This is a genomic window from Agromyces solani (genome assembly GCF_058349925.1).
Map to the genome: position 1 here is coordinate 729,996 of NZ_JBYRER010000001.1, position 25,667 is coordinate 755,662.

Genomic DNA, 25,667 nt, shown 5'->3' on the forward strand with positions numbered 1-25,667 from the left:
ATTCAGCCCTCCTCCTCTTTGCGCATCGCGCGCGCCGCGCTCGCCTCGCCGCCGACCCGGGCGGCCAGCAGCACGGCGATTCCCGCGACCACCACCGCGCCGACGAGCACGGCGGAGACCAGCCAGGGGTCGAACACGACGACGGGCTGCTGGTCCTCGCCCGTGAACGGTCTCAGGTCGATGCCCTGCAGCACGACGAACGGCAGCGCGGCGCCGAGCGCGGCGCCGGCCACGAGGGCCGCGACCACGACCGGTCCGATCTCCCAGGCGACGAGCGCGCGCTCGCTGCGGCGGCGCAGGCCGAGCGTCGTCATGAGCGGCAGCAGCCGTTCGCGCGCCGGACGCCCGACCACGAGCGTGAGCACGATCGCGAGCGCCGTGAGCAGCGACGACAGCACGATCGCGCCCACGAGCGAGACGACGAGCCCTCGGGTCGCGGCCGTCGCGCCCAGCTCGGCGCGGACCATCTCGGGCGTCGTCACGATCGAGTCGTCGCCGGCGATGTCGGCGAGCTCGCCGGTGACCGCGTCGACGTCGGCGCCGGGCTCGAAGCGCACGAGCACGCGTTCGGGGACGAACGTGCTCGTATAGCTCTCGGCGTTCGCCTTGTCCATGAGCACCCAGCTCGCGCGCGGGAGATACGCCGTTCGGCCGTCGACGACACCGAGCACCTCCCACGGATGGTGGTCGAGCTCGACCTCCTCGGCGCCCTCGATCGAGTCCGCGATGACCTGGGAGACGACGACGGGCACGGCGTCGCCGCCCGTCTCGGCCAGGCCGTCGGGCAGCGGGGTCGCTCCGGTCACGCCGGCCTGGACCTCGCGCATCTCGCCGGAGTCGACGACGATGAGCGTCGTCGTCCTGAGCCGTCCGTCGATGTCGACCTGGATCGACGAGGTCGAGTACACCGGCGCGGTCGCCTCGACACCGTCGACCTCGGCGAACGCCTCCTGCTGCTCGCCCGTGAACGGGCCGCCGACGATCGCGGCGTCGGCGCCGACCCTCGCGTCGGCGGCGCGTTCGACGCCGGTCTGCACGGTGCCGAGGAGGACCGCCGAGAACATCGCGATCGAGACGCCCACGACGACGGTCAGCACCGGGACGACGCCGGCCGACGGGTCGCGGAGCGCCCGCGCCGAGCCGAGGAAGGCGACGAGGCCCCGGCCCTTCGCCGCGCTGCGCACGATGGCCGCGAGCGGGAACGGGTAGAGCCGCAGCACGATCAGGCACACGAGCAGGGCGAGCAGCAGCGGGACGGCCGCCAGCAACGGGTCGACCCCGACCTCGGCCGCCTGCGTCGCGAGCCCGCGTCGCAGCAGCAGCACGACGGCGGCGACGGCGACGAGCGCGACGAGCGCCTCGAGGATCCACCGGAACCGGCCGCCGCCGCTCGGCGCGAAATCTGCTCGCGCGCGCCGCAGCGGGCTGAGCGAGGGCGCCGACGCGATGAGCAGCACGGCGGGGGTGACGGCGAAGAGCGCGGCGATGAGCCATCCGAACGTGCCGCCCTCCGCGGGGACGGCGATCGTGCCGGCGACGGCGCCGACGATCGCCGCCGGCAGCCCGATCAACACGCCCTCGATCGCGAGGGCGCCCTGGAGCTGCCCGTTCGAGGCGCCGCGAGCGGCGGCGAGCTCGAGGCCCGTGCGGCGCCGTTCGAACACCACCCGGGCGCCGAGCACGAGCACCGCGACCATGACCCCGATCGGTCCCGAGGCCACGGTCGCGAGCACGGCGTCGCTCGCGCCGGCGGCGATCGCCGCATCGGCCAGCGCGTCGCCGAGGCCGCTCGAGAACCCGGCGACGCCGATCGTCGCGAAGTAGTAGCTGAACTCGCCCGATCCGACGGGGTAGGCGATGCTCATGAACTCGTCGAGGTCGGTGCGCAGCTCCGCCGAGCGGTCGGCCCGGATGCGGTCGGTGTCGACGGGGTACCAGAGCTCGAGCGTCGACGGCAGCTGGGCGCGTTCGAGCGCCTTCCAGGAGTTCGGGTGGGTCAGGCCCAGGCCGGTGATGCGCAGCGTGCCGTCGGGCGTGAAGCCGACCGACGGCTCGAGCGGCACCGGCACGTGGGTCCAGAAGCCGTCGTCGGGATCGATCGCGTCGAAGGTGCCGACGAGCTCGACGGGTTGCTCCTCGGTGCCGACCGCGATCGTGCGCACCTCACCGAGGTCCCAGTCCATCTTCTCGGCGAACGCCTCCGAGCCGACGAACTCGAGCGGCTCGTCGGTCACGACCGAGGTCGGCACGATGATGCCCTCGGGCTGGTCGGGGTCGGGCGGCGACTCGGGGGCGGGTTCGAGCGCGGTCGGCCATTCGCCGCTCGTGAGTTCGATGTGCTCGGCGAGGCGCGGATCGAACGCCGCGTACAGCACGTAGTCGGTCGAGCCCGGCGCGGCGCCCTCGGGCAGCGCGGAGTTCGGCCCGGCGACCACGGTCGCGAGCGGGCCGTCGGTCACCCGGTGCAGTTCGTCGGGCATCTGCTCGCGGATGTCGAGCAGTGCCTCCTCCTGGGCGCCCCACATCGCGTCGATGTCGTCGGGCAGCGTCGTGCCGCCGGTCGACGGCCCGAGCATCGGGAGGGTGGACCGGTTCGGCGACGACACGTCGAGCTCGCGCGCCGGGAACTGGGCGAGATGCTCGTCGAGCGCCGCGGTGTGCTGGGCGGCGACGGCGCGCGGCACCGCCGTCGCGAGGAACGCGCCGCCGGCGACGAGCAGGGCCAGCATGATCGAGGCGACGGGCGCGGCGAAGAACTGGCGCCGGAGCAGCCCCGTCGTCGACAGGCGCGAGTGGTGGCGGCGGGCGCTCATCGTTCCTCCTCACGGAGTCCGGGTCGCGAGGCCGTGCGGCGCACCGCCCGGGCGGCGAGGCCGGCGACGAGGGCGGCGGCCGTCATGAAGCCGACCACGCCGATGAGCCAGGGCCACCAGTCGAGCGCGAGCGGGGCGTGCAGCGACGACGGGGCGTCGGCGATCGTGGCCCGCGCGAGCTCGCGCGCGGTGAACCACGCCGTGACGGCGCCGACGGCCGCGCCGACGACGACGGCCCCGGCGATCGTCGCCGCGAGCTCGGCGAAGCGCGCACGGGCCTGGACGCGCGGGCCGACGCCGAGCACGCGCAGCACGACGATCTCGCCGAACCGGCTCGTCGAGAGCGCGCTCGTGAGCGCGACGAGCGCGATGAGGGCGAAGAGGACGGCGCCGGCGGCGCCGGCCCACAGCGCCGCGACGGCCGGTGAGATGAGCGGCGCCGTCGACCAGTCGCCTCGCGTCGTCGAGACGTTCGCGACGCTCTGGTCGCGCTCGATCTCGGCGGCGGCCGCATCGGGGTCGGATGCCGCGAGCCATCGCTCGTCGAACTGCGGAACGTCGCTGCCCGAGTCGAAGGCGACGCGCTCGAGCGCGCCGAGGTCGGCGAGCAGCGAGGTCGAGCCCGCCGTCGGCACGGCGGGCACGATGCCGGCGACGACGGCCTCGACCTCGACGCCGGCGACGATCGTGCGGAAGTCCAGGGGGTCGCCGACCTCGGCGTCGACCTGTGCGGCGAGGGCCGAGCCGATGACGACGGGAAGCCGCTCGTCGTCGCCGGGCAGCGAGGCCCGGGCCGTCGGCGCCGTCGACGAGAGCTCGACGGCGTCGAACCGACCGGCGAGCTCGTCGGTCGGCGTCTCGTCGTCGATGCCGATGCCGCCGAACGAGACCTGCACGCCGCGAGCACCCGGTGCGTCGACGAGGCCGGCCTGCAGGCCGAGCAGGCGCAGGTTCGGGGCATCGGGGAGGTCGAGCGAGACCGTGCCGCCGCCGTCGGCGATCGCGATCCCGGCGGCGGGCAGCGGTGACGCCGCACCGCCCGCGGACAGGAGCCAGGCGGTGACGGCGATCTCGCCGGGCGTGCCGCCGGGCGCGCGGACGCCGACCTCGACGTGGAGCGTCGCGGCGCCGTCGGGCAGCGCGACGCCCGCGTCCTCGCCCGAGGCGGCGAGGGCTGCGCCGGCGCTCGAGAGACCGGTTCCCGGGGCGATCTCCCCGAGCCCGTCCGCCGGTGCCGCCACGAGCGTCGCCGGGTCCGACCCGAGCCGCACCTCGCCGCGGAACACGGGCGCATCGACGGTGACGCCGGGAACGGCGGCGAACGTGTCGTCGAAGGCGAGGGGATCGGGTTCGGTCACGATGTCGCGCCCCGGCAGGGCGACGCGCAGCTCGGCGCCGTTCGAGAGGGCCGCGGCCTTCGCATCGACCGCCTGCCAGGCGCCCTCGAAGGCCGCGGCCAGGGTGAGGCCGCCGATCGCGAGCATCGTGACGAGCGAGGCCGATGCGAACAGGGAGCTGCGACGGGCGAGCTGCCGCATGGGGAGGGCCGGTACGAGGGCCGGACGGGCGGCGGCGATGCGCTCGAGCAGGGCGCCGATGGGCCGCGCGAGCCCGAGCCCGACGAGAGCGAGGGCGAACAGCACGAGCACGGGGGCGAGCACGGCGAGCGGATCGACCTCGACGGTGCCCGAAGCGCTCGTGACGAGCGGTGAACCGTAGAGGGTGAACTGCCAGAGCGAGAGCGCGGCGATCACGATGACGAGGAGCACCCCGCCCGCGACCGCGGTGCGCGGCACGCGACCGACCTCGTCGCCGGAGCCTCGCTGCACGGGTCGCGTCGCATCGACGAACGCGCGGCCGGACACGAGGACGACCGCGGCGGCGACGGCCGTCGCGGCGATGAGCAGTGCCGTCAGCGGGTCGCGGGCGTCGTCGGGGCGCACCAGCGCCAGGGCCGTCTCGGCCGCCAGGGCGCCGACCGCGGCGGCCGGCACGCCGACCGCGAGCACCTCGATCGCGCTGTCGCGGGCGAGCCGCGTCGCCGAGGCGCCGCGGGCCCGGAGCAGCAGCGTCTCCGAACGCCGGGCGGCGCCGAGGAGGGCGGCGAGGCGCCAGAGCGTCGCGAAGCCGGTGATGGCCAGCAGCAGCACGGGCACGGGGGCGAGGGCCCGCACGGCGCCGATGCCGGCGAGCAGGCGGGTGAGCGTCTCGGAGAGGCCGCCGGCGGCACCGAGCCCGCTCTCTCCCATGTCGGGCTGGTCGCGGAGGGCCGGCTCGACGTCGGGGATCTCGGCGCGGAGCGCCGACGCATCCTCGATCGTCATCGCCGCCGGGTCGACGGTGGCCGTCCACCGGACGAACGCCGCGGCCGGAACGTCGGCGGTCGTCGCCTCGGCGACGAGGAACGGCCCGGCGCCGTCGGCGACGGAGCCGGTCGACACGACGGGCTCGCCGAACCAGCGCGGATCGCGGGTGTCGTCGGGGCGCCACACGCCGACCACGACGAGCTCGATCCCGCCGTCGAGCTCCACGACCGAGCCCGTCTCGAGTCCGAGTGCGTCGGCGGCCGCGGCGTTGACGGCCGTCGGCACGGCGTCGCCGTCGGGCGAGGCGTCGTCGGGCCATTCGCCCGCGACGAGCTCCGCCCGCTCGGCGAGACCGGGGTCGGCGGTCAGCACCGCCCCGAACGTCGTGCCGTCGGCGTCGGCGGCGACCGGCGTCGTCTGCACGCTGCGCTCCCAGGCGGCGCCGTGGGGCACGATCAGACGGTCGAGCACGTGGGCGGCCTCGTTCGCCTGCGCCTCGGCGTCGCTCGCGACCCTGATCTGCCAGCGCATCGCGCCGCTCGCGCCGTCGGCCGCGGCGAGGCCGGCTCGAAGCCCGCTCGTCGCGGAGCCCGTCAGCGCGTCGACGACGGTCGTGCCGAGTCCCGCGAGGAGCAGCACCACGGCGGCGACGCCGGCCAGCACGCCGCGTCGGGCGTTCGCGCGGGCGAACGCCGTCCGTGCTGCTCCCACGCGTGCTCCTCATCGAATCGGGTCCGAGCACGCGGGCGGTGCAGGGCCGGGCGCGCGACCGAACGGGAGAGCGGTTGCACGCGAACCCGCGTGACGACGAATCCGCACAGCCTACTCCCGCAGGTGGTCTTGCGTGCCACCGCGAAATGCCCCTAGTCTGTAAGGCTGGCCGACGCCGCCCTACTGCGCGGCCACGAGGGTTTCGAAGACGACGACGCAGGAGGACACCATGCAGACAGACATCCACGCCCGCACCGCGGCCGGTGGTGCTGCCCGCACCCGATCCCCGCTCGTCGAGGCCGCCGCTGGGCGCACGCCCGGCGGCGAGTACGCCGGGTAGCGCGCTCCACACGCCCGCAGGCATCGCCTGCGCAACCCCGCGGCACGTCCGCGCATCGACGCCGAGTGCGTCGCAGACCTTCAGATCTCCGCCGCCGAGGCTCGGTCGACCGAGCCCGCGGCCACCCCTCTCGAGAGGACCCGGCTTTGTCCGAACAGCCCACACCCGACGGCGCTGACCAGAACCGAATGGGCACCGTCCGCGCGCTCTGGCGCCTGCGCGAGTACGCCGGGCCCGCGATGCCCGCCTTCCTGGCGAGCATGGCGACCGCCCTCGTCGCGCAGCTCATCGCGTTGAGCATCCCGCAGGTGCTCGAGCAGATCGTCGACGGCCCGCTCGCCGACGGCGATGCGGATGCGATCGTGCCGCTCGCGCTGCTCGTCTTCGGGCTCGGCGCCGCCGAGTCGCTGCTCTACGCCCTGCGCCGCTGGCTCGTGGTCGGGCCGGGCACCAAGGTCGAGGCTCGCATGCGCAACGCGCTCTACGCGAAGCTGCAGGACCTGCCGGTCAGCTTCCACGACCGCTGGCCGAGCGGCCAGCTGCTCTCGCGCGCCGTGAGCGACCTCGGCCTCATCCGGCGCTGGCTGAGCTTCGGGCTCGTGCTCACCGGGGCCAACATCGTCATCATCGTCGTCGGCGTCGGCATCCTCATGTCGATGAACTGGATGCTGGGACTCGTCTTCTTCGTCTGCATGCTGCCGCTCTGGTGGGCCGGCTGGCGGTTCGAGGGCCGCTATTCCGAGAAGTCGCGCCTCAGCCAGGACCAGCAGGGCGACCTCGCGACGGCCGTCGAGGAGTCGGTGCACGGCATCCGCGTGCTCAAGGCGTTCGGCCGCGGCAAGTACGCGCTGTCGAGCTTCCGCGCGCAGGCCGAGTCGCTGCGCTCGACCGAGATCGAGAAGGCCCGCCTCGACGCGAACATCTGGGTGTGGATCATGGTCGTGCCGACCGTGGCCCTCGCGCTCTGCCTCGTGATCGGCATCTGGCTCGCCGCGAACGGCCAGCTCTCGGTCGGCGAACTCGTCGCGTTCTTCGCGACCGCGACGGTGCTCGCGTGGCCGATCGAGTCGATCGGCTTCATGCTCGCGTTCGCGCTCGACGCGCGCACCGCGACCGACCGGTTCTTCGACATCATCGACAGCGAGAACACGATCGTCGACCCGGCCGACCCGAAGCACCTCGAACGGCCGCGCGGTGAACTCGCCTTCGCAGACGTGCACTTCCGGTACCAGGACTCGCCCGAGCGCTTCGGCGACCTGCTCGACGGCGTCGACCTCGTGGTCGAGCCCGGCGAGACGATGGCGCTCGTGGGACTCACGGGTTGCGGCAAGACGACGATGACGGCGCTCACGACGCGGCTCTACGACGTGACCGCAGGCGCCGTGACGCTCGACGGCGTCGACGTGCGAGCGTTCTCGCGCGAGGAGCTGCGCACGCACATCGCGATGGCGTTCGAGGACGCGACGCTGTTCAGCGCCTCGGTGCGCGAGAACGTGCTCCTCGGCCGGCCCGAGCTCGCGGGCGACGATCCCGAGACCCGGGCCGAGGCCGAGCGCGTGCTCGACGAGGCGCTGCGCATCGCCCAGGCCGGCTTCGCCCACGACCTGCCCGAGGGCGTCGACACGAAGGTCGGCGAGGAGGGCATGAGCCTCTCGGGCGGCCAGCGCCAGCGGCTCGCGCTCGCGCGCGCGGTCGCGGCCAAGCCCGCCGTGCTCGTGCTCGACGACCCGCTGTCGGCGCTCGACGTCGCGACCGAGGCGAGGGTCGAGGCCGAGCTCCGCACGGTGCTCGCCGACACCACGGCCCTCATCGTCGCGCACCGCCCGTCGACGGTCATGCTCGCCGATCGGGTCGCGCTGCTCGAGGCGGGCCGCGTGACGGCGGTGGGCACCCACTCCGAACTCCTCCGCGAGAGCGAGCACTACCGCTTCGTCATCTCGAGCCTCGAGGACGAGGAGCGGCGGGACCTCGAATCGCGTCCGCACCCCTCGCCCGCATCCCGGCCGGCCGACGGGGGCGATGCCGACGAGGCATCCGAATTCGAACGAGAGGAGGCCGCATCATGAGCGTCACCGGCGTACAGGGTGAAGAGCGCGACCAGTACTCGAAGGCCGAGTCGCGTCATATCCGCATCCGTTCACGGCGCCTGCTCGGGTCGCTCCTGCGACCGCTCACGGGCAAGCTCTGGCTGACCGCCGCGGCGGTCGTCGTCTCGTCGGCGGCGCAGGTCGCGGGCCCCGCGATCATCGCCTACGGCATCGACCAGGGCATCCCGGCGCTCATGGCGCAGGACTGGATGCCGGCGGCGTTCGCCGGCCTCGCGTACCTCGTGACCGGCCTCGTGGGGGCCTTCCTCATCGCGGCGTACATCCGGCTGTCGGCGCGCGTCGCCCAGGCGGTGCTCATCGACCTGCGCACGCGCGTGTTCCTGCACACGCAGAAGCTCTCGCTCGAGTTCCACGAGACGTACACGTCGGGGCGCATCATCTCGCGGCAGACGAGCGACCTCGACGCCATCCGCGAGCTCATGGACGAGGGCCTCACGCTGCTCGTGCGCGGGCTCATGTACATGGTGTTCACCGCGATCATGCTGTTCGTCCTCGACGCGCCGTCGGGGTTCGTGCTGCTCGTCGCGCTCATCCCGCTGGGCCTGCTCACGCGGTGGTTCCAGGTGCGCTCGCAGACGCTGTTCCGGCGTTCGCGGGTGGCGTCGGCGAAGCTCATCGTGCAGTTCGTCGAGACCATGACGGGCATCCGCGCCGTGCAGGCGTTCCGGAAGGAACGCCGCAACGAGCGGGAGTTCGGCGGACTCGTCGAGGACTACCGCGACGTCAACGCGAAGGTGCTCGGCCTCTTCGTGGTGTTCAACCCGGGCCTCGCACTCATCGGCAACACCGCGGTCGCGGTGACGATCGTGCTCGGCGGCTTCCGCGTCATCGACGGCAGCCTCGAGGTCGGCGTGCTCCTCGCGGCGGTGCTCTACACGAAGCGCTTCTTCGACCCGATGGAAGACCTGGCGATGTTCTACAACGGCTACCAGTCGGCCTCGTCGGCGCTCGAGAAGATCTCGGGCGTCCTCGAGGAGGAGCCGAGCGTGCCCGACCCGGCGCGCCCGGTCGACCTCTGGAAGGCCGAGGGCCGCGTCCGGTTCGACGGCGTCGAGTTCTCCTACGTCGAGGGGCGGAGCATCCTGCCCCGGTTCGACCTCGACATCCCGGCCGGCCAGACGATCGCGCTCGTCGGCTCGACCGGCGCCGGCAAGTCGACGCTCGCGAAGCTCATCGCGCGGTTCTACGACCCGAGCGACGGGGTCGTCTCGCTCGACGGGGTCTCGCTCGCCGAGCTCCACCCGAAGGACCTGCGCCGTGCGATCGTCATGGTCACGCAGGAGGCGTACCTGTTCTCGGGCTCGGTCGCCGACAACATCGCGCTCGGCAAGCCCGACGCGACGAGCGACGAGATCGTGCGTGCGGCCATGGCGGTCGGCGCGCACGAGTTCATCGAGGGCCTGCCGAACGGGTACGACACCGACGTGAACAAGCGCGGCGGACGGGTGAGTGCCGGCCAGCGCCAGCTGATCTCGTTCGCACGGGCGTTCCTCGCGAACCCGGCGGTGCTCATCCTCGACGAGGCGACGAGCTCGCTCGACATCCCGAGCGAGCGACTGGTGCAGGAGGGCCTCACCAAGCTGCTCGCCGACCGCACCGCGATCATCATCGCGCACCGCCTCTCGACGGTCGCTATCGCCGACCGCGTGCTCGTCATGGAGCACGGCCGAATCGTCGAGGACGGCGCACCCGCCGACCTCATCGGCGGTGAGGGCCGGTTCGCCGCGCTCCACGCGGCGTGGCGGGACTCGCTCGTCTGAGCCTCGCGACCGCGTTCATGAGGGGGATGCCTCGAGCCCGCGCCGGGCTCGAGGCATCCCCCTCGCCGTGGTGCGCGCGCCCGGTCGCCCGCCGCACTCAGGCCGCCCGGCGGGCGACGACGCGGTAGCGACGGGCGGCGCCGCGAACGGCGGTGCGGAGGCCGCGGGTGGCCGCGACCTCGGACCAGGCCGCGTCCGGGCCGCCGAAGTCGAGGTCGAGTGTCTCGAATCCGAGTCGTTCGCGGCGTTCGAGGCGGCGCATGAGGGCGAGTGCGCGGCGGATCCGGCGGCCGCGCACGACGGCGGGCCCGCGCGAGAGGTCGAGCGTGAAGCCCGCGACCCTGATGCCGGCGGCGCGGCAGGCGCCGATCGTGCGGGCGGCGGCGTGCGGTGCCACCCCGCGCTCGGCGTCGCGGGTCCGCGGGAACGAGCCGGCGAAGTCGAGCTGGACGAGCACCGTCACGTCGGGCAGTTCGCGGAAGTCGGCGAGCTCCTCCGCGCCGCCGATCACGAACATGCGCACGCCGCGGAGGTAGGCGCCGGTGATCTCCGCGACCGAACGCGTCCGGCGGGTACGGATGCAGCCGTCGAGCGGCACGCCCCGGCGTTCGAGCAGGTCGATGTCGCGGTGGGAGTCGACGGCGATCGCGGGGGTCATGGGGAACTGGATCGTGGACATGTCCGCAGTCTCGCCGCCGCTGAAGCGCGCCGGATCAGGAGCCGCCACGAATCCCGGGCAGGGCTCACCCTGATCCGACGGACGCGCGCACGTCGCCCGGGCAGCCTGCCATGCTTCCGGGCGCGCCGGATCCGGGTACCCCCTGAATCGGGGGCGCGGCGCGGCGACCCGACGCGGTACCGTCGAATCAGGCGGGGGCGACCGGTTCGGTCGCCCGTGCCGTTTTGAAGGAGAGGTGCGATGGTCGAGGCATCCCGGCCGCTGCGGGTGGCCATCGCCGACGACGCGCTGCTGCTGCGCGAGGGCATCGCGAAGGTGCTCGAGGGCGGCGGGCTCGAGGTCGTGGCCTCCGTGGGCACGGGCGACGAGCTCGTCGAGGTCGTGCGCGCGGGCGGCATCGACGCGGCGGTGCTCGACATCCGCATGCCGCCGAGCTTCCGCGACGAGGGCATCCTCGCGCTCGAGGAGCTGCGGGCGGGCGGGTCGACCATCGGCGTACTGCTCCTCTCGATGTACGCGACCCCCGAGTACGCGCTGCGCGTCATGGGCGCGGGCAGCGGCACCGGGTACCTGCTCAAGGAGCGCGTCTCCGAGCCGCAGACGCTCGTGCGGGCGGTCGAGACGGTCGCCTCGGGCGGCTCGGTCGTCGACCCCGAGGTGGTCGAGCAGCTCGTGCACCGCACCCGCGCCGACGACCCGCTGTCGCGCCTCACCGAGCGCGAGCGCTCGGTGCTCGAGCTCATGGCGCAGGGGTACTCGAACGGCGGCATCGCCCAGACGCTCTTCCTCGGCCTGAAGACGGTCGAGACCCATGTCCGGTCGATCCTGCAGAAGCTCGACCTCGAGGAGTCGCCCGAGCACCACCGTCGCGTGCTCGCGGTGCTGACGCTCCTCGGCGCGAGGTGATGGCTCCCGGCCGCAAGGGCCGGATCGTCAGACGCAGCATCACGATCGCGGTCGTGGTCGCACTGAGCCTCACGATGGAGGTCACGGGCTACCTCGCGACGCCCGCCGAAGCGCGCCTCGAGGTCAGCTACACCACGCTGCACGCGATCGTGCCGCTCGTGTTCGCCGCGTGCGCCGGGGTCGCCTGGGCGATCGGGCCGTCGCGTGCGCCCGCCCGGCTCATGGTGCTCTTCCCCGTGCTGTGGATCCCGCTGTCGTTCCTCCGCGTCATCGAGGACATCGCCTGGCTGTGGCCGCTCGTCTTCGGCGTGCACCTCTGGTGGGGCCTGCTCACGGGCATCCTCGTGCTGCTGTACCCGCGCGGCGACCTCGTCGACCGCCTCAGCCGGGTCATCGCCGGCATCGCGATCGTCGCGTCGCTCGTGTACCTGCTCGGCGCCGTGCTGCTCGCCCAGCCGCCCGCGGAGATCTGCGCGTGCGCGCCGAACCCGTATCGCATCGCCGACCTCCCGGCCGTCTACGGCGCGATCGACATCGGCTACCGGCTCGTCGGCGTGGTGCTCGCCCTCGTGATCGCGGCGCGGCTGCTCGTGCGCTGGGTGCGCGGCAGCGTGCCCGCCCGCACGGTCGCGTTCCTGATGCCGCTCGCCCTCTTCGCCTGGGCGACGACCCTCGCGGCGCAGGCCGTCACCTACGCGACCCGCAGCGCGGCCGACCAGGTGCTGACGACGGTCTCGCTCGTCGCGATCGCGTCGATCCCGGTGAGCTACGTCGCGGGCATCTCGCACACGCGCAACATGCGGGCCCGGGTCGCCGACCTCATGCGCATCACCCGCGAGGGCGCCGACCGCGGGCTGTGGGCGGAGTCGCTCGCCCGCACCCTGCGCGACGCCTCGGTGCGCGTCTACTGGTGGGACGAGGAGCGGGGCCGGTACGCGGATGCCGCGGGCGAGCCCATCGTCCACGACCCCGCCGACCGGCACGGCGACCACAGCCTGCTGCCCGTGGCATCGCCGACGGGCATGCCGATCGCGCTCATCCGCCACGACCGGGTGCTCACCGACAACATGCGACTGCTCGACGGCGTGTCGAGCGCCCTCCGGCTCTCGGTCGACAACGGCCGCCTGCGCTCCGAGATCGAGCGCACCCTCGAGCAGGTGCGCCAGTCGCGGGCGCGCATCGTCGAAGCCGGCGACGAGGCGCGTCGCCGCATCGAGCGCGACCTCCACGACGGGGCGCAGCAGCACCTCGTCTCGCTCGCGATGCGACTGCGGCTCGCGGCGAACCAGGCGCGCGACCGCGGCGTCGAGCAGCTCGGCGTCGAACTCGACGGCAACATCGCGATGCTCGGCCAGGCGCTCAAAGAGCTGCGCGAGCTCGCGCACGGCATCCACCCGTCGCTGCTCTCGTCGGGCGGGCTCGCGCTCGCCGTGCCCGAGCTCGCCGGGCGGTGCCCCGTGCCGGTCGAGATCGACGTGCAGGCCGAGGGGCGGCTGCCCGAGGTCATCGAGTCGACGGCGTACTTCGCCGTCGCCGAGGCGCTCGCGAACGTCGCGAAGCACTCGCGGGCGACCCGCGCCTGGGTGCGTGCGCACCTCGTCGACGGGGTGCTCGAGCTCGTCGTGCGCGACAACGGCGCGGGCGGGGCCTCGCCCGAGGGCAGCGGCATGCTCGGCATCGCCGACCGGGTCGACGCCGTGGGCGGCGAGCTCGCGGTCGACAGCCCGCCCGGCGCGGGCACGACGATCACGATCCGCATCCCGGTGGCCGGAGCGAACTGAACGCTAGGGCCGCCAGCGGGCTGCGGCGAGGTCGATGCGGTAGCCGTCGTCGTCGCGCGTGGCGATGAGCGGCGTTCCCTCGCGCTCGTAGTGCTCGCGGGCGCGCTCGGCGTGGCCCGACGGCGGACGGCCGCCGGCGCGGATCACGCGCCACCACGCGACATCCGCCCCGTACCTGGCCATCACCTGCCCGACCGCGCGGGCCCCGCGCGAACCGAGGAGCGCGGCGATGTCGCCGTAGGTCGCGACGCAGCCCGGCGGGATGTCGCCGACGACGGCGAGCACCGCGTCGACGAAGCCCTCGGCCGGCCCGGCGAACGCCTCGGGAACCTCGTTCAGAGCTCGATCGCCCCGATGACGTCGCCGTACTGGGTCTCGCCGACGTCGACGAAGCCGACGCGGTGGAAGAACTTCTCGGGACCGAGCTCGCCGGGCTCCCACAGCACGGTGATGCGGTCGAAGCCGCGGCGCTTGGCCTCCTCGGCGAGCGCGCGGGTGAGGAAGCGGCCGACGCCCTTGCCCTGCACCTCGGCGTCGACGTTGATGCGCCAGATGCAGGCCCGGAACTCCTCGTGCACGTTGTCGGGGTCGAAGTTGCCGTGGATGAAGCCGACGACCTTGTCGCCCTGGAGCGCCACGCGCTGCCACGCCGTCTGCGGATTCACGACCGAGGCCTCGGCGGAGTAGGTGACGGGAGCGATGAACTGCTCCTGGCCGGGCTTCAGCGACAACGTGTTCGCCGCCACGATGTTCGAGGCGGACAGTTCTTCCAGTCTCAGCTCAGCCATGCGCCAAGGCTAACCCGTCGATCCCGGGGCACGGTAGCAGGGATGACCCCGATTCGACCCTGAGCGTCGCGCCCGGGTGCCGGCGAGGCATCCGGAGTTCTCTCGATGTCGAGATATCTCCGCGACGCGGTAAGCTGGCAGACGGCGTATCCGCCCTACGAGACTTCCTCAATTCCCCGAGAGATCCAAGGAGAACTCAACTTGTCCAAGATCAAGGTTGAAGGCACGGTCGTCGAGCTCGACGGCGATGAGATGACCCGCATCATCTGGCAGGCCATCAAGGACCAGCTCATCCACCCGTACCTCGACGTGAACCTCGAGTACTACGATCTCTCGATCCAGAAGCGCGACGAGACCGACGACCAGATCACGGTCGACGCGGCCAACGCGATCAAGAGGCACGGCGTCGGCGTCAAGTGCGCGACGATCACCCCCGACGAGGCGCGCGTCGAGGAGTTCGGCCTCAAGAAGATGTGGCGCTCGCCGAACGGCACGATCCGCAACATCCTCGGCGGCGTGATCTTCCGCGAGCCGATCATCATCTCGAACATCCCGCGGCTCGTCCCCGGCTGGAACAAGCCGATCGTCGTCGGCCGTCACGCCTTCGGCGACCAGTACCGCGCCACCGACTTCCGCTTCGAGGGCGAGGGCACCCTCACGATGACCTTCACCCCGAAGGACGGCTCGGAGCCGCAGTCGTTCGAGGTGTTCCAGGCGCCGGGCGCCGGCGTCGCGATGGGCATGTACAACCTCGACGAGTCGATCCGCGACTTCGCGCGCGCCTCGCTCAACTACGGCCTCTCGCGCAACTACCCGGTGTACCTCTCGACGAAGAACACGATCCTCAAGGCCTACGACGGCCGCTTCAAGGACCTGTTCCAGGAGGTGTTCGACACCGAGTTCAAGGAGCAGTTCGACGCCGCCGGCCTCACCTACGAGCACCGCCTCATCGACGACATGGTCGCCTCCTCGCTCAAGTGGGAGGGCGGCTACGTCTGGGCCTGCAAGAACTACGACGGCGACGTGCAGTCCGACACCGTCGCGCAGGGCTTCGGCTCGCTCGGCCTCATGACCTCGGTCCTCGCGACGCCCGACGGCAAGGTCGTCGAGGCCGAGGCGGCGCACGGCACGGTCACCCGCCACTACCGCCAGCACCAGCAGGGCAAGCCCACCTCGACGAACCCGATCGCCTCGATCTACGCCTGGACGCGCGGCCTCGCGCACCGCGGCAAGCTCGACGGCAACCAGGAGCTCATCGACTTCGCCTCGACCCTCGAGGACGTCGTCATCAAGACCGTCGAGTCGGGTGCGATGACGAAGGACCTCGCGCTCCTCGTCGGCCCCGAGCAGGCGTACCAGACGACCGAGGAGTTCCTCGACACGATCGACGCGAACCTCAAGGCGCGCCTGGCCGCGTGAGGCCGGGCCGCGATCGCGGCCGCCCGGTGAAGGGGTGGATGCCCGGGGCATCCACCCCTTCGTCGCGTCCGCGGGCCGCGCGGGGCAGGATGGACGCATGGCTCGCCTCATGAAGCTCGCCCGTCGGTACTGGGTCGTGACCCTCACGCTCGCGATCGGACTGGTCGGCCTCGGGCTCGCCCTCGCCGGCGCGGGGGAGGCCGTGCAGTGGCTGTTCAGCGGCTACGCGCTCGCGATCGCCGCATGGCAGGCGGCCCTGATGGTGCGCGACATCCTGCGCGGGCACTGGGGCCTCGACATCCTCGCGGTGACCGCCATCGTCGCGACCGTCCTCGTCGGCGAGTACGTGGCGGCGCTGCTCGTCGTGCTGATGCTCACCGGGGGAGCGGCGCTCGAGGACTACGCCAACCGCCGGGCGAAGCGCGAGCTCGATGCGCTGCTCACCCGTTCGCCGCAGCTCGCGCACCGCGTCGAGGGCGACGAGCTCGTCGAGGTGCCGGTCGACCGCGTCGTCGCGGGCGACGTGCTGCTCGTGCGCCCGAGCGAGATCGTGCCGGTCGACGGCGAGCTGCGCTCGCACGAGGCGGCGTTCGACGAGTCGTCGATCACGGGCGAGAGCGTGCCGGTCGAGAAGCAGGCCGGCGACGCGGTGCTGAGCGGCTCGGTGAACGGGCAGTCGGCCGTCGAGATCACCGCGACGGCGACCGCCGCCGACAGCCAGTACCAGCAGATCGTCGCGCTCGTCGCCGGCGCCGCCGAGTCGAAGGCGCCCGTCGTGCGGCTCGCCGACCGATACGCCGTACCGTTCACGCTGTTCTCGCTCGCGCTCGCGGGCGTCGCGTGGTGGGTGTCGGGAGACCCCGTGCGGTTCGCCGAGGTGCTCGTGCTCGCCACGCCCTGCCCGCTGCTGATCGCCGCACCGGTCGCGTTCATCGGCGGCATGAGCCGGGCGGCCCGCAACGGGGTCATCGTGAAGGCGGGCGGCGTGCTCGAGTCGCTCTCCGCGGCGAAGTCGGCCGTCTTCGACAAGACCGGCACGCTCACGCACGGCGAGCCGACGCTCGTCGCGATCCGGCCGCGAGGCGGCTTCGCCGACGACGAGCTGCTCGGTCTCGTCGCCTCGGCCGAGCAGTACTCGTCCCACGTGCTCGCGGCGTCGATGATCGACGCGGCCCGCGCGCGGGGGCTCGTGCTCGCCGAGGCCGACGCCGCACGCGAGGAGGCGACGAACGGCGTCGTCGCGACGATCGGCGGACGCGAGGTCGTCGTCGGCAAGTTCGCCTTCGTGCGGGCGCACGCCGCCGAGGCGGAGCGCACCGGGATCGCGCCCGGGGAGCTCGCCGTCTACGTCGCGGTCGACGGCCGCTACGCGGGGGCCCTGCTCGCGAGCGACCGGCTGCGGGAGAACGCCCGGTCGACGCTCGAGCGACTGGGCGAGCTCGGCGTGCGCAACACCATGATGCTCACCGGCGACGCGCAGGCGACCGCCGATCACATCGCCGCCGAGCTCGGCATCACGAAGGTGCGCGCCGAGTGCCTGCCGGCCGACAAGGTGCGCGAGGTCGCGGCGATCGCCGAGCGGCCCGTCATCATGGTGGGCGACGGCGTCAACGACGCGCCCGTGCTCGCCGCCGCCGACGTCGGCATCGCGATGGGTGCGAAGGGAGCGACGGCGGCGAGCGAGTCGGCGTCGGCCGTCATCCTCGTCGACGACATCTCGCGCACGGCGAAGGCCGTGGAGATCGGCCGCGACACCGTGCGCATCGCCCTGCAGAGCATCTGGATCGGCATCGTCGTGAGCGTCGGGCTCATGCTCGTCGCCGCGTTCGGCGTCATCCCGGCGACCGTGGGGGCGCTCCTGCAGGAGGTCGTCGATCTCGTGACGATCCTCGCCGCCCTGCGCGCCATCGGCGGGCGGTTGGATGCCTCGGCCGACGCGCGTGCGCGGGCCGCCGAGCCGGTCGCGCAGACGGCCTGAGCAAGGGCCGCCGCCGCAGGTCACAGCTCGGTAACGGGCCGAGAAAATCCGAGCGAACTCTTGCGCGAGGTTTGTTCGTAATGTTTACTAACAAACGTGACTGCAACGGAAGCGCAGCGAGGCCCGGTCACCACGGAGCCGACGCACCCCGCCTCGGCGGGTGCTTCCGACCTGCTCACCGTTCCCTTCGTGGGTGCCCCGATCTTCACCCGCTCGCGCGCCCTGCGGCCGACGAGCAAGGTGCTGCCCGAGCACGCCCGCAGCCACAATCGCGCGCTCGTGCTGCAGACGCTCTACACGGCCGGCGCGCAGAGCCGGGCCGACGTCGCGCGTGAGACCGGGCTGACCCGCGTCACCGTCTCCGACCTCGTCGCCGAGCTCATCGCCGAGGGCCTCGTCGTCGAGCTCGGCCAGCGCGAGGGCGTCCGCCCCGGCAAGCCCGCGACCATCATCGACGTCGACCGCGGAGCCTTCCAGATCCTCGGGCTCGACCTCTCCGAGCACGAGGTGTTCCGCGGCGTGGTCACCGCACTCGACGGCACCATCATCGAGCGCGTCGCGCTCGAGCGCGGGGGTGCGACCGGCGAGCAGGCGGTCGGGCTCGTCGAGGCGATCGTCGACCGGCTGCTCGGCCTCTCGACCGCCCCGGTGCTCGGCATCGGCGTCGGATCGCCCGGTGTCGTCGACCCGCTCGGAGTCGTGCGCTCCGCCCCGAACCTCGGCTGGTTCGACCTGCCGCTGCAGGCGCGGCTCGCCGCCCGCACCGACCTGCCCGTGCACGTCGCCAACGACGCGAACGTCGCGGTGCTCGCCGAGCACGGCGCGACCGCGCTCGACGAGCTCCTGCTGGTCAAGATCGGCCACGGCGTCGGCGCCGGGCTCATCGTCGGCGGCCGTCCCGTCATCGGCGGCGGATTCGCCGCGGGCGAGATCGGCCATGTCGTCGTCGGCACCGACGGCGGCCCGCGCTGCGCGTGCGGTCGCGACGGCTGCCTGGAGGCCTGGCTCGCCGTGCCGCGCCTGACCGCGCAGCTCGACGCCCTCTCCGGTGACCCCGCGACGGTGCAGGCCGCGCGCGACGAGATCCTGCGCGAGGCCGGCCGGCGGCTCGGCATCGTGCTGGCGCCCGTGGTCGGCGCCCTCAATCTGACGGAGGTCGTCCTCAGCGGCCCCGCCGAACTGCTCGACGGTCCGTTCCACGACGCGACCGTCGACACCCTCCGGCAGCGGACGATGGCGGTCGTCAACCGTGATCTGAGGCTCCGGATGTCCGAGCAGGCGGAGGACGTCGTCCTCCGCGGCGCGGCCGTCATGGTCCTCTCCGGACAACTCGGGGTCTCGTGAGGGACTCCACGCACCAAGGGTGACAGCGAACCCCCGCTGCCAACCCCATCCCCATGAAAGGAAACGACAAATGAGGAAACTCGGCATTGTGGCCCTCGGTGCCGCGGCTGCCCTGACCCTCGCCGGTTGCAGCACCGGTGGCGGCGACAACGGTTCCGCCGACGGCGGCGAGATCACCGTCTGGGTCGTCGGCAGCGACACCCCGAAGGAGGCCCGCGCCTACCTCAAGGACACCTTCGAGTCCGAGAACGAAGGCTGGACCCTCAACGTCGAGGAGAAGACCTGGGCCGACGTGAGCGACACCTACGCCGCTGCGCTCCAGTCGAACGACTCGCCCGACGTGGTCGAGGTCGGCAACACCCAGACGGCGAGCTTCGCCGACCAGGGTCTCTTCCAGCCGCTCGAGGACTTCGACAGCTCCGCCTACCTGCCGGGCCTCGTCGACTCGGCGACGTACGACGACGAGCTCTACGCGGCGCCGTACTACGCGGGCGGCCGCATCGTGTTCTACAGCGAGCAGGTGCTCGGCGACACCGCCATCCCGACGACGCTCGACGAGTACGTCGCCACGGGCGAGGCGCGCAAGACCGACACCGTCTCGGGCATCTGGGCTCCGGGTCGCGACTGGTACAACGCGCTGCCCTACGTCTGGTCGCACGGCGGTTTCATCGCCGAGCAGGAGGGCGACGCCTGGAAGGCCGGCTTCTCGAGCGAGGGCGGCATCGAGGGCCTGACGCAGCTGCAGCAGGTCTACGAGAAGGCCTCGAACGCGCCGAAGGACGGCGACGAGACCGACCCGCAGGTGCCGTTCTGCGCCGGCGAGATCGTCTTCCTCTCGGCTCCGGCCTGGGTGCAGTGGTCGATCACCGCGCCGGCCGACGCCGAGGCTCCCGGCTGCGAGGACACGTACGGTTCGGACCTGCAGGCCTTCCCGCTGCCCGGCCTCGAGGCCGGCGAGACCGCGCCGATCTTCGCCGGCGGCTCGAACGTCGCCGTCGCGACGAAGAGCGCCAACCCCGAGCAGGCTCGCGCCGCGCTCGACATCATGACGGGTGAGGGCTACCAGCAGCTCCTCGCCGAGGCCGGCCTGACCCCGGGTCTGACCGCGGCCGCCTCGTCGCTGCCCGACACCCCGATCGCGAAGGCCCAGGCCACCGCGCTCGAGAACTCGAAGGTCACCCCGACCACCCCGAAGTGGGCCGAGGTCGAGGCCGCGCAGATCATCCCCGAGGCGCTCGTGAAGATCGCCCAGGGCGGTGACGTCGCGGCCATCGCGGCCGACCTCGACGCGCAGATCGAGGAGATCCTCAACAGCTAGCCTGTTGAGCCCCGCGGGGGCGGAGTCCCACACAGCTCCGCCCCCGCAATCCACCCGGCACGTCCCCGGGAAGAGCTCGAGCGGCGCCGGTGCCGCGAGTCGTACCATCAGTCATACCCGCGTCCCCCCGCGGTCCCCCGGAGGAGCAGCCATGAGTGCAACCCTCACCGAGCCTGACGCAGCGCCGCGCACGCCGACCACGAAACCACCCCGTCCCCCCAAGGGCTCGCAGGGCCCCCGCAAGAAGAAGCCGCTGCCCTGGGCTCCCTGGGTGCTGCTCGGCCCGAGCATCGCCCTGCTCGTCGTGATGGTCGTCTACCCGACGATCGTGATGTTCATCACCTCGTTCACGAACCTCGAGATCAAGAACAAGATGCTCGGCACCCCGGCCGACTTCGTCGGGTTCGACAACTACCTCGAGATCTTCACCGACTCGCAGTTCCCGCAGGTGCTCGTCCGCAGCCTCGGCCTCATGGTCGTGCTCACGGTGCTCATCGTGCTCTTCGGCATGCTCATCGCCCTCGCGATGACCAAGCTGTCGAAGGGCTGGCGGCTCGCGGTGTCGGTGTCGCTCCTGTTCGCCTGGGCGATGCCGCCGCTGACGGCGACCGTCGTCTGGGGCTGGATGTTCGACACCGACTACGGCGTCGTCAACTGGGCCCTCAACACGATCACCGGAACCCAGGACTGGCGCGGCCACGGATGGCTCGAGAACCCCTGGTCGTTCATGATGGTGCTCGTCATCATCGTCACGTGGCAGAGCGTCCCCTTCGTGGCGATCACGTTCTACGCCGGTCTCGGCCAGGTGCCCGGCGAGGTCATCGAGGCGTCCTCCCTCGACGGTGCGAACGCCTGGCAGCGGTTCCGGCTCATCGTCCTGCCGTACATGCGCAACGTGATCACGGCGGTGCTCGTGCTCGAGACGATCTGGAACCTGCGCATCTTCACCCAGGTGTACTCCCTGCAGCAGCAGGGCGGCCTCGCGAGCGAGACGAACGTGCTGCCGACCTACCTGTTCCGGCAGGGTCTCGGCGAGTTCGGCACGACCGCCGCGATCGGCGTGTTCATGATGATCCTGCTCATGGGCCTCTCCTACTTCAACGTCCGCAACTCCCTGAAAGACGAGGACGAGCTGTGAGCATCAGTCCCGGAATGCAGCTCGCCGAAGAGCCCGACTCGATCGCGACGTCGACGCGCGCCGCGACCACGGTCGGAGGCGGCCGCGGTGGTCGCCGCCCCGGCCGGCGCAAGGGGCTCGTGGGCCGGCTCGGCCTCAACCTCTTCGCGCTCGTCGTGATCATGTGCTCGGTGTTCCCGGTCTACTGGATGGTGAACATGTCGTTCACCCCGTCGAACCAGATCATCAGCCGCAACCCGAACCTCCTGCCGCTGGACTTCACCTTCAAGAACTACGTCACGGCATGGACCCGTGAGGCGGCGCCGGGGCAGACCGACTTCCCGCACGCGCTCGGCTCGAGCCTCGTCGTGGCGCTCTCGGTCGTCGTCGTCGGCGCGATCTTCGCCTTCCTCGCCTCGATCGCCCTGACGCGCTTCCGCTTCGGCGGCCGGGTGTTCTTCATCGTCGCGGTGCTCGTCGTGCAGATGGTGCCCGGCGAGGCCATGATGTTCACGATCTACAACATGATCGACGACTGGCGCCTGATGAACACGCTGCTCGCCCTGTTCATCGTGCACCTCGCCGCCGTCGTGCCGTTCACGATCTGGATGCTCCGCGGTTTCGTGAAGGGCGTGCCCGAGGAACTCGAAGAGGCGGCCATGATCGACGGCTGCACCAAGGCGCAGGCCTTCTGGAAGATCACCTTCCCGCTCATGGCCCCCGCGCTCGTCTCGACCGGCATCTTCGCGTTCATCCAGAGCTGGAACGAGTTCCTGATGGCGCTGCTCCTGCTGAAGGGCTACAACCTCACCCTCCCGCCGTGGCTGAACGCGTTCCAGTCGGCGACCGAGGCGACGAACTGGGGCGCGGTGATGGCCGGCTCGACCCTCATCACGCTGCCCGTCGTCATCTTCTTCCTGTTCGTGCAGCGCCGGATGGTCGGCGGCCTCGTGTCGGGAGCCGTCAAGGGATGAGCGCCGCGACCCCGACCGGTGACGCCTCGACGCTGCACCGGGACATCCTGACGACCCTGCTTCCGGCCTTCACGGGGCCGGTGGCACCCGAGTGGGTGCTCGCCCGCCTGCGCGCCGGCCTCGGCGGCATCTGCCTCTTCGGCGAGAACGTCGTCGACCCCGAGCAGCTGCGCGCGCTCAACGCGAGCCTGCGCGAGGCGAACCCGCTCGCCGTCATCGCGATCGACGAGGAGGGCGGTGACGTCACGCGGCTCTTCTACGACCGCGGGGCACCGTTCCCGGGCAACGCCGTGCTCGGGCGCATCGACGAGGTCGACCTCACCCGCCGGGTCGCGGCGGAGGTCGGCCGCGCGCTCGCCGCGACCGGCTGCACGGTGACGTTCGGACCCGACGTCGACGTCAACGCGAATCCCGACAACCCGGTGATCGGCGTGCGCAGCTTCGGCGCCGATCCCGAGCTCGTCTCGCGGCACTCGGCCGCATGGGTCGAGGGGCTGCAGCAGACGGGCATCGCCGCGAGCGCCAAGCACTTCCCCGGCCACGGCGACACCGCGACCGATTCGCACCTCGCCCTGCCCGTCGTCGACGTGCCGGTCGAGACGCTGCGCGAGCGCGAGCTCGCGCCGTTCGAGGCGGCGATCGCGGCGGGCACCCGCACGATCATGACCTCCCACATCCTCCTGCCGCACCTCGATGCGGAGAATCCGGCCACCCTCTCCCCGCGTATTCTGCACGGCCTGCTCCGCGGGGAGCTGGGGTTCGAAGGCGTCATCGTGAGTGACGCCCTCGACATGAAGGGGGCGAGCGGCGTGCACGGCATACCCGAAGCCGCTGTGCGCGCCCTCGCCGCCGGGTGCGACCTGCTGTGCATCGGGGCCGACAACACCGACGAGCAGATCGGCGAGATCGTCGAGGCCGTCGCGCAGGCCGTCGGCTCCGGACGGCTGCCCGCCGAGCGGGTGCGCGACGCCGCCGCGCGGGTGCGCGCGCTCGGCACGACGGCGCCGGCGGTGCCCGCCGGGCCGGCGGCCCCCGAGGTCATCGAGCCGGCCCACGACGACGAGGAGATCGCGCGCGTGGTCGCGGCCTTCGAGGTGTCGGATGACGCGCGCGCACGCCTCTCGCACGCCTCCGGCATCGGCACGGTGATCCGCGTCGACACCGTCGCGAACATCGCGATCGGCATCGCCCCCTGGGGGCCGTTCGCGGCCGAGGCGGTGGCCGAGACCCCGTCGTGGCTCGGCCGGGCCAGGGTCGTGCCGATCGCCGAGACCGCCGGTCTCGCCGACGCGGCCGCGCTGCCGGGTTCGGTGCTCGTCATCGGCAAGGACCTGCACCGGCACGCGTTCGCCCGCGCGGCGATCGACGAGCTCCGCGCGCTCCGCGACGACGTCGTGACGATCGACATGGGCTGGCCCTCGCACGACCGCGCCTACGCGGACGTCGCGACCTTCGGCGCCTCGCGCCTCGTCGGCGACGCGGTGCTCGCGTTCGTCGACGGCGCGCTCGCGCCGGTGGCGGCCCGGTGAGCATCGGTGGCGCCGTGCGGCTCGGTATCGACATCGGCGGTACGAAGACGGCGGCGGTCGCGATGGGCGACGGCGGCGAACTGACCGACCAGGTGCGCATGCCCACCGGCTTCGGCGCCGAGGCGGTCCTCGAGACCGCCCTCAGGACGGTCGAGCGGATGGCGGAGCTCTCGGGGCTCGGCATCGGCGCGTTCACGTCGATCGGCATCGGCATCCCCGGCGCGGTCGACCACGAGACCGGCCGGGTCGCGCATGCCGTCAACCTCGGGCTCGAGGGGCTCGACCTCGGGCCCCGGCTCGCCGACCGGCTCGGCGTCGACGTGCGGGTCGAGAACGACGTCAAGGCGGCGGCGCTGGGCGCCCGGCACCTGCTCGGCCTCGGCGGCAATTCCGTCGCCCCCGGCGACGACCGGCCGGGCGAGCAGCGATCGATGGCCTACCTCAACCTCGGCACGGGACTCGCCGCGGGCATCGTGCAGGGCCGGCGGCTGCTTCGCGGCGGTCACGGCGTCGCGGGCGAGATCGGGCACATCCCGGTCGACCCCGCCGGCGACCGGTGCGGGTGCGGGCAGCACGGATGCCTCGAGACGTTCGCCTCGGGCTCCGCGATCGCGAGGACCTGGCCGACGCCGGCCGAGCTGCCGGCCCGGGATCTCTTCGAGGCCGCCGGGGCGGGCGACGCCGAGGCGATCCGGGTGCGGGAGCGCTTCCTCTGGGGCGTCGCCGCGGCGGTCCGGCTGCTCGTGCTGACCGCCGATGTCGACGACGTCGTCATCGGGGGCGGGCTCGCCGCGCTCGGCGAGCCGCTGCTCGACGGCACGCGCCGTATCCTGAACGAGTGGGCCGCCGATTCGGCGTTCCTGGCCTCATTGGACCTCGCTGAGCGGGTCCGGGTCATCCCCCTCGGTTTTCCGGCAGCAGCGGTCGGCGCTGCCCTGGTTGGAGTAGAGCAATGGCAGAAGTCGTAATCGTCGACAGCGAGCAGGCCGCGGGCGACCTCGTCGCCGACGCCATCGTCGCGCTGATCCGGAGGAAGCCCGACGCGGTGCTCGGCCTCGCCACGGGCTCGACCCCGCTCGCGAGCTACCGGGCCCTCGCCGATCGCATCGCCGCGGAGTCGATCGACGTCCGCGGAGTCCGCGGGTTCGCGCTCGACGAGTACGTGGGCCTTCCCGCGGGACATCCCGAGAGCTACCGAGCGGTCATCACGCGCGAGGTGGTCGAGCCGCTCGGCCTCACGCCCGAGCTCGTGCGGGTGCCGAACGGCGACCCGTCGACGATCGAGCACGCGGGTGCCGACTACGAGGCGGCGATCGAGGCTGCGGGCGGCGTCGACCTGCAGATCCTCGGCATCGGCCGCACCGGGCACATCGGGTTCAACGAGCCCGGATCGTCGCTCGCGTCGCTCACCCGGGTGAAGACCCTCACCGAGCCGACCCGCATCGACAACGCGCGATTCTTCGACGCTCCCGACGACGTGCCGATGCACTGCATCACGCAGGGCATCGGCACGATCCTGCGGGCGCGCCACCTCGTGCTCCTCGCCTTCGGCGAGGCCAAGGCCGACGCGGTGGCCGCGGCCGTCGAGGGCGGCGTCTCGGCGAGCCAGCCGGGCTCGGCCATCCAGCTGCACCCGCACGCGACCGTCATCGTCGACGCGGCCGCGGCCTCGAAGCTCGCGAACCTCGACTACTACCGGCACGCCTGGGCGAACAAGCCGGCCTGGCAGGGCATCTGACCCCTGCCGGGATCGAACGGATGCCTCGGGCGCACGTCGCTCCGAGGCATCCGCCGTC

Annotated in this window: 18 protein-coding genes; 13 read left to right on the forward strand and 5 right to left on the reverse strand. The window is 72.5% G+C overall.

The window, feature by feature from the left end; translation table 11 throughout:
- Window positions 1-2 precede the first annotated feature (2 nt).
- Both AC3RJ7_RS03415 and AC3RJ7_RS03420 read right to left on the reverse strand, forming a co-directional pair.
- Complete coding sequence (locus tag AC3RJ7_RS03415) at window positions 3-2,813, reverse strand: ABC transporter permease (RefSeq protein ID WP_491454424.1); 2,811 nt, start codon at window positions 2,811-2,813, stop codon at window positions 3-5.
- Window positions 2,810-5,830, reverse strand: coding sequence for an FtsX-like permease family protein (locus AC3RJ7_RS03420; protein WP_491454425.1), 3,021 nt, complete (start codon window positions 5,828-5,830; stop codon window positions 2,810-2,812). The genes AC3RJ7_RS03415 and AC3RJ7_RS03420 overlap by 4 nt, the downstream gene beginning before the upstream one ends.
- A 528-nt stretch (window positions 5,831-6,358) precedes the next feature.
- On the opposite strand from AC3RJ7_RS03420, the gene AC3RJ7_RS03425 reads away from it, so the two are divergent.
- Both AC3RJ7_RS03425 and AC3RJ7_RS03430 read left to right on the forward strand, forming a co-directional pair.
- The gene (locus AC3RJ7_RS03425; protein WP_491454426.1) at window positions 6,359-8,236 is read left to right on the forward strand and encodes an ABC transporter ATP-binding protein; all 1,878 of its coding nucleotides are present in this window, start codon (window positions 6,359-6,361) and stop codon (window positions 8,234-8,236) included.
- The gene (locus AC3RJ7_RS03430; RefSeq protein WP_491454427.1) at window positions 8,233-10,038 is read left to right on the forward strand and encodes an ABC transporter ATP-binding protein; all 1,806 of its coding nucleotides are present in this window, start codon (window positions 8,233-8,235) and stop codon (window positions 10,036-10,038) included. Before AC3RJ7_RS03425 ends, AC3RJ7_RS03430 begins: the two co-directional genes overlap by 4 nt.
- A gap of 97 nt (window positions 10,039-10,135) precedes the next feature.
- Here the strand turns inward: AC3RJ7_RS03430 and AC3RJ7_RS03435 are convergent, their stop codons facing one another.
- On the reverse strand, window positions 10,136-10,717 hold the full coding sequence (locus AC3RJ7_RS03435; protein ID WP_491454428.1) for a hypothetical protein: 582 nt from the start codon (window positions 10,715-10,717) through the stop codon (window positions 10,136-10,138).
- Between the two features lie 240 nt (window positions 10,718-10,957).
- Here AC3RJ7_RS03435 and AC3RJ7_RS03440 point away from each other — a divergent pair, with 240 nt between their 5' ends.
- Together AC3RJ7_RS03440 and AC3RJ7_RS03445 are read left to right on the forward strand one after the other, a co-directional pair.
- Entirely contained in the window at window positions 10,958-11,623 is a 666-nt protein-coding gene (locus tag AC3RJ7_RS03440; protein ID WP_491427017.1) for a LuxR C-terminal-related transcriptional regulator, read from the forward strand.
- Complete coding sequence (locus AC3RJ7_RS03445; RefSeq protein ID WP_491454429.1) at window positions 11,623-13,404, forward strand: sensor histidine kinase; 1,782 nt, start codon at window positions 11,623-11,625, stop codon at window positions 13,402-13,404. Before AC3RJ7_RS03440 ends, AC3RJ7_RS03445 begins: the two co-directional genes overlap by 1 nt.
- A gap of 3 nt (window positions 13,405-13,407) precedes the next feature.
- Here the strand turns inward: AC3RJ7_RS03445 and AC3RJ7_RS03450 are convergent, their stop codons facing one another.
- Window positions 13,408-13,689, reverse strand: a complete 282-nt coding sequence (locus tag AC3RJ7_RS03450; protein WP_491454430.1) for an MGMT family protein — start codon at window positions 13,687-13,689, stop codon at window positions 13,408-13,410.
- Between the two features lie 50 nt (window positions 13,690-13,739).
- Window positions 13,740-14,192, reverse strand: a complete 453-nt coding sequence (locus AC3RJ7_RS03455; protein WP_491427020.1) for a GNAT family N-acetyltransferase — start codon at window positions 14,190-14,192, stop codon at window positions 13,740-13,742.
- 201 nt (window positions 14,193-14,393) lie between these two features.
- Between AC3RJ7_RS03455 and AC3RJ7_RS03460 the strand changes: the two genes are divergently transcribed.
- The 9 genes from AC3RJ7_RS03460 (at window position 14,394) to nagB (ending at window position 25,609) form a co-directional block, all read left to right on the forward strand.
- Window positions 14,394-15,611, forward strand: a complete 1,218-nt coding sequence (locus AC3RJ7_RS03460; protein ID WP_491454431.1) for an NADP-dependent isocitrate dehydrogenase — start codon at window positions 14,394-14,396, stop codon at window positions 15,609-15,611.
- Between the two features lie 97 nt (window positions 15,612-15,708).
- Window positions 15,709-17,589, forward strand: coding sequence for a heavy metal translocating P-type ATPase (locus AC3RJ7_RS03465; protein ID WP_491454432.1), 1,881 nt, complete (start codon window positions 15,709-15,711; stop codon window positions 17,587-17,589).
- A gap of 171 nt (window positions 17,590-17,760) precedes the next feature.
- On the forward strand, window positions 17,761-18,933 hold the full coding sequence (locus AC3RJ7_RS03470) for an ROK family transcriptional regulator (RefSeq protein ID WP_491455221.1): 1,173 nt from the start codon (window positions 17,761-17,763) through the stop codon (window positions 18,931-18,933).
- Between the two features lie 70 nt (window positions 18,934-19,003).
- Window positions 19,004-20,251 carry an extracellular solute-binding protein gene (locus tag AC3RJ7_RS03475; RefSeq protein WP_491454433.1) on the forward strand — a complete coding sequence of 416 codons (1,248 nt, stop codon included), beginning with the start codon at window positions 19,004-19,006 and terminating at the stop codon, window positions 20,249-20,251.
- 151 nt (window positions 20,252-20,402) lie between these two features.
- Window positions 20,403-21,389: a carbohydrate ABC transporter permease gene (locus AC3RJ7_RS03480; RefSeq protein ID WP_491454434.1), complete on the forward strand. Its 987-nt coding sequence runs from the start codon at window positions 20,403-20,405 to the stop codon at window positions 21,387-21,389.
- Complete coding sequence (locus AC3RJ7_RS03485; protein WP_491454435.1) at window positions 21,386-22,342, forward strand: carbohydrate ABC transporter permease; 957 nt, start codon at window positions 21,386-21,388, stop codon at window positions 22,340-22,342. The genes AC3RJ7_RS03480 and AC3RJ7_RS03485 overlap by 4 nt, the downstream gene beginning before the upstream one ends.
- Window positions 22,339-23,871: a glycoside hydrolase family 3 protein gene (locus AC3RJ7_RS03490; protein ID WP_491454436.1), complete on the forward strand. Its 1,533-nt coding sequence runs from the start codon at window positions 22,339-22,341 to the stop codon at window positions 23,869-23,871. The genes AC3RJ7_RS03485 and AC3RJ7_RS03490 overlap by 4 nt, the downstream gene beginning before the upstream one ends.
- Entirely contained in the window at window positions 23,868-24,839 is a 972-nt protein-coding gene (locus AC3RJ7_RS03495) for an ROK family protein (protein WP_491454437.1), read from the forward strand. Before AC3RJ7_RS03490 ends, AC3RJ7_RS03495 begins: the two co-directional genes overlap by 4 nt.
- A complete protein-coding gene (gene nagB, locus AC3RJ7_RS03500) occupies window positions 24,824-25,609 on the forward strand; it encodes a glucosamine-6-phosphate deaminase (protein WP_491454438.1) in 786 nt (261 codons plus the stop codon). The genes AC3RJ7_RS03495 and nagB overlap by 16 nt, the downstream gene beginning before the upstream one ends.
- Window positions 25,610-25,667 lie beyond the last annotated feature (58 nt).

What these genes read in the sequence shown, in the direction of transcription:
- AC3RJ7_RS03415 (WP_491454424.1), bottom strand. Translation starts at nt 2,813, where the DNA reads ATGAGCGCCCGCCGCCACCACTCGCGCCTGTCGACGACGGGGCTGCTC.
- AC3RJ7_RS03425 (WP_491454426.1), top strand. Translation starts at nt 6,359, where the DNA reads ATGGGCACCGTCCGCGCGCTCTGGCGCCTGCGCGAGTACGCCGGGCCC.
- AC3RJ7_RS03430 (WP_491454427.1), top strand. Translation starts at nt 8,233, where the DNA reads ATGAGCGTCACCGGCGTACAGGGTGAAGAGCGCGACCAGTACTCGAAG.
- AC3RJ7_RS03435 (WP_491454428.1), bottom strand. Translation starts at nt 10,717, where the DNA reads ATGTCCACGATCCAGTTCCCCATGACCCCCGCGATCGCCGTCGACTCC.
- AC3RJ7_RS03440 (WP_491427017.1), top strand. Translation starts at nt 10,958, where the DNA reads ATGGTCGAGGCATCCCGGCCGCTGCGGGTGGCCATCGCCGACGACGCG.
- AC3RJ7_RS03445 (WP_491454429.1), top strand. Translation starts at nt 11,623, where the DNA reads ATGGCTCCCGGCCGCAAGGGCCGGATCGTCAGACGCAGCATCACGATC.
- AC3RJ7_RS03455 (WP_491427020.1), bottom strand. Translation starts at nt 14,192, where the DNA reads ATGGCTGAGCTGAGACTGGAAGAACTGTCCGCCTCGAACATCGTGGCG.
- AC3RJ7_RS03465 (WP_491454432.1), top strand. Translation starts at nt 15,709, where the DNA reads ATGGCTCGCCTCATGAAGCTCGCCCGTCGGTACTGGGTCGTGACCCTC.
- AC3RJ7_RS03475 (WP_491454433.1), top strand. Translation starts at nt 19,004, where the DNA reads ATGAGGAAACTCGGCATTGTGGCCCTCGGTGCCGCGGCTGCCCTGACC.
- AC3RJ7_RS03480 (WP_491454434.1), top strand. Translation starts at nt 20,403, where the DNA reads ATGAGTGCAACCCTCACCGAGCCTGACGCAGCGCCGCGCACGCCGACC.
- AC3RJ7_RS03490 (WP_491454436.1), top strand. Translation starts at nt 22,339, where the DNA reads ATGAGCGCCGCGACCCCGACCGGTGACGCCTCGACGCTGCACCGGGAC.
- nagB (WP_491454438.1), top strand. Translation starts at nt 24,824, where the DNA reads ATGGCAGAAGTCGTAATCGTCGACAGCGAGCAGGCCGCGGGCGACCTC.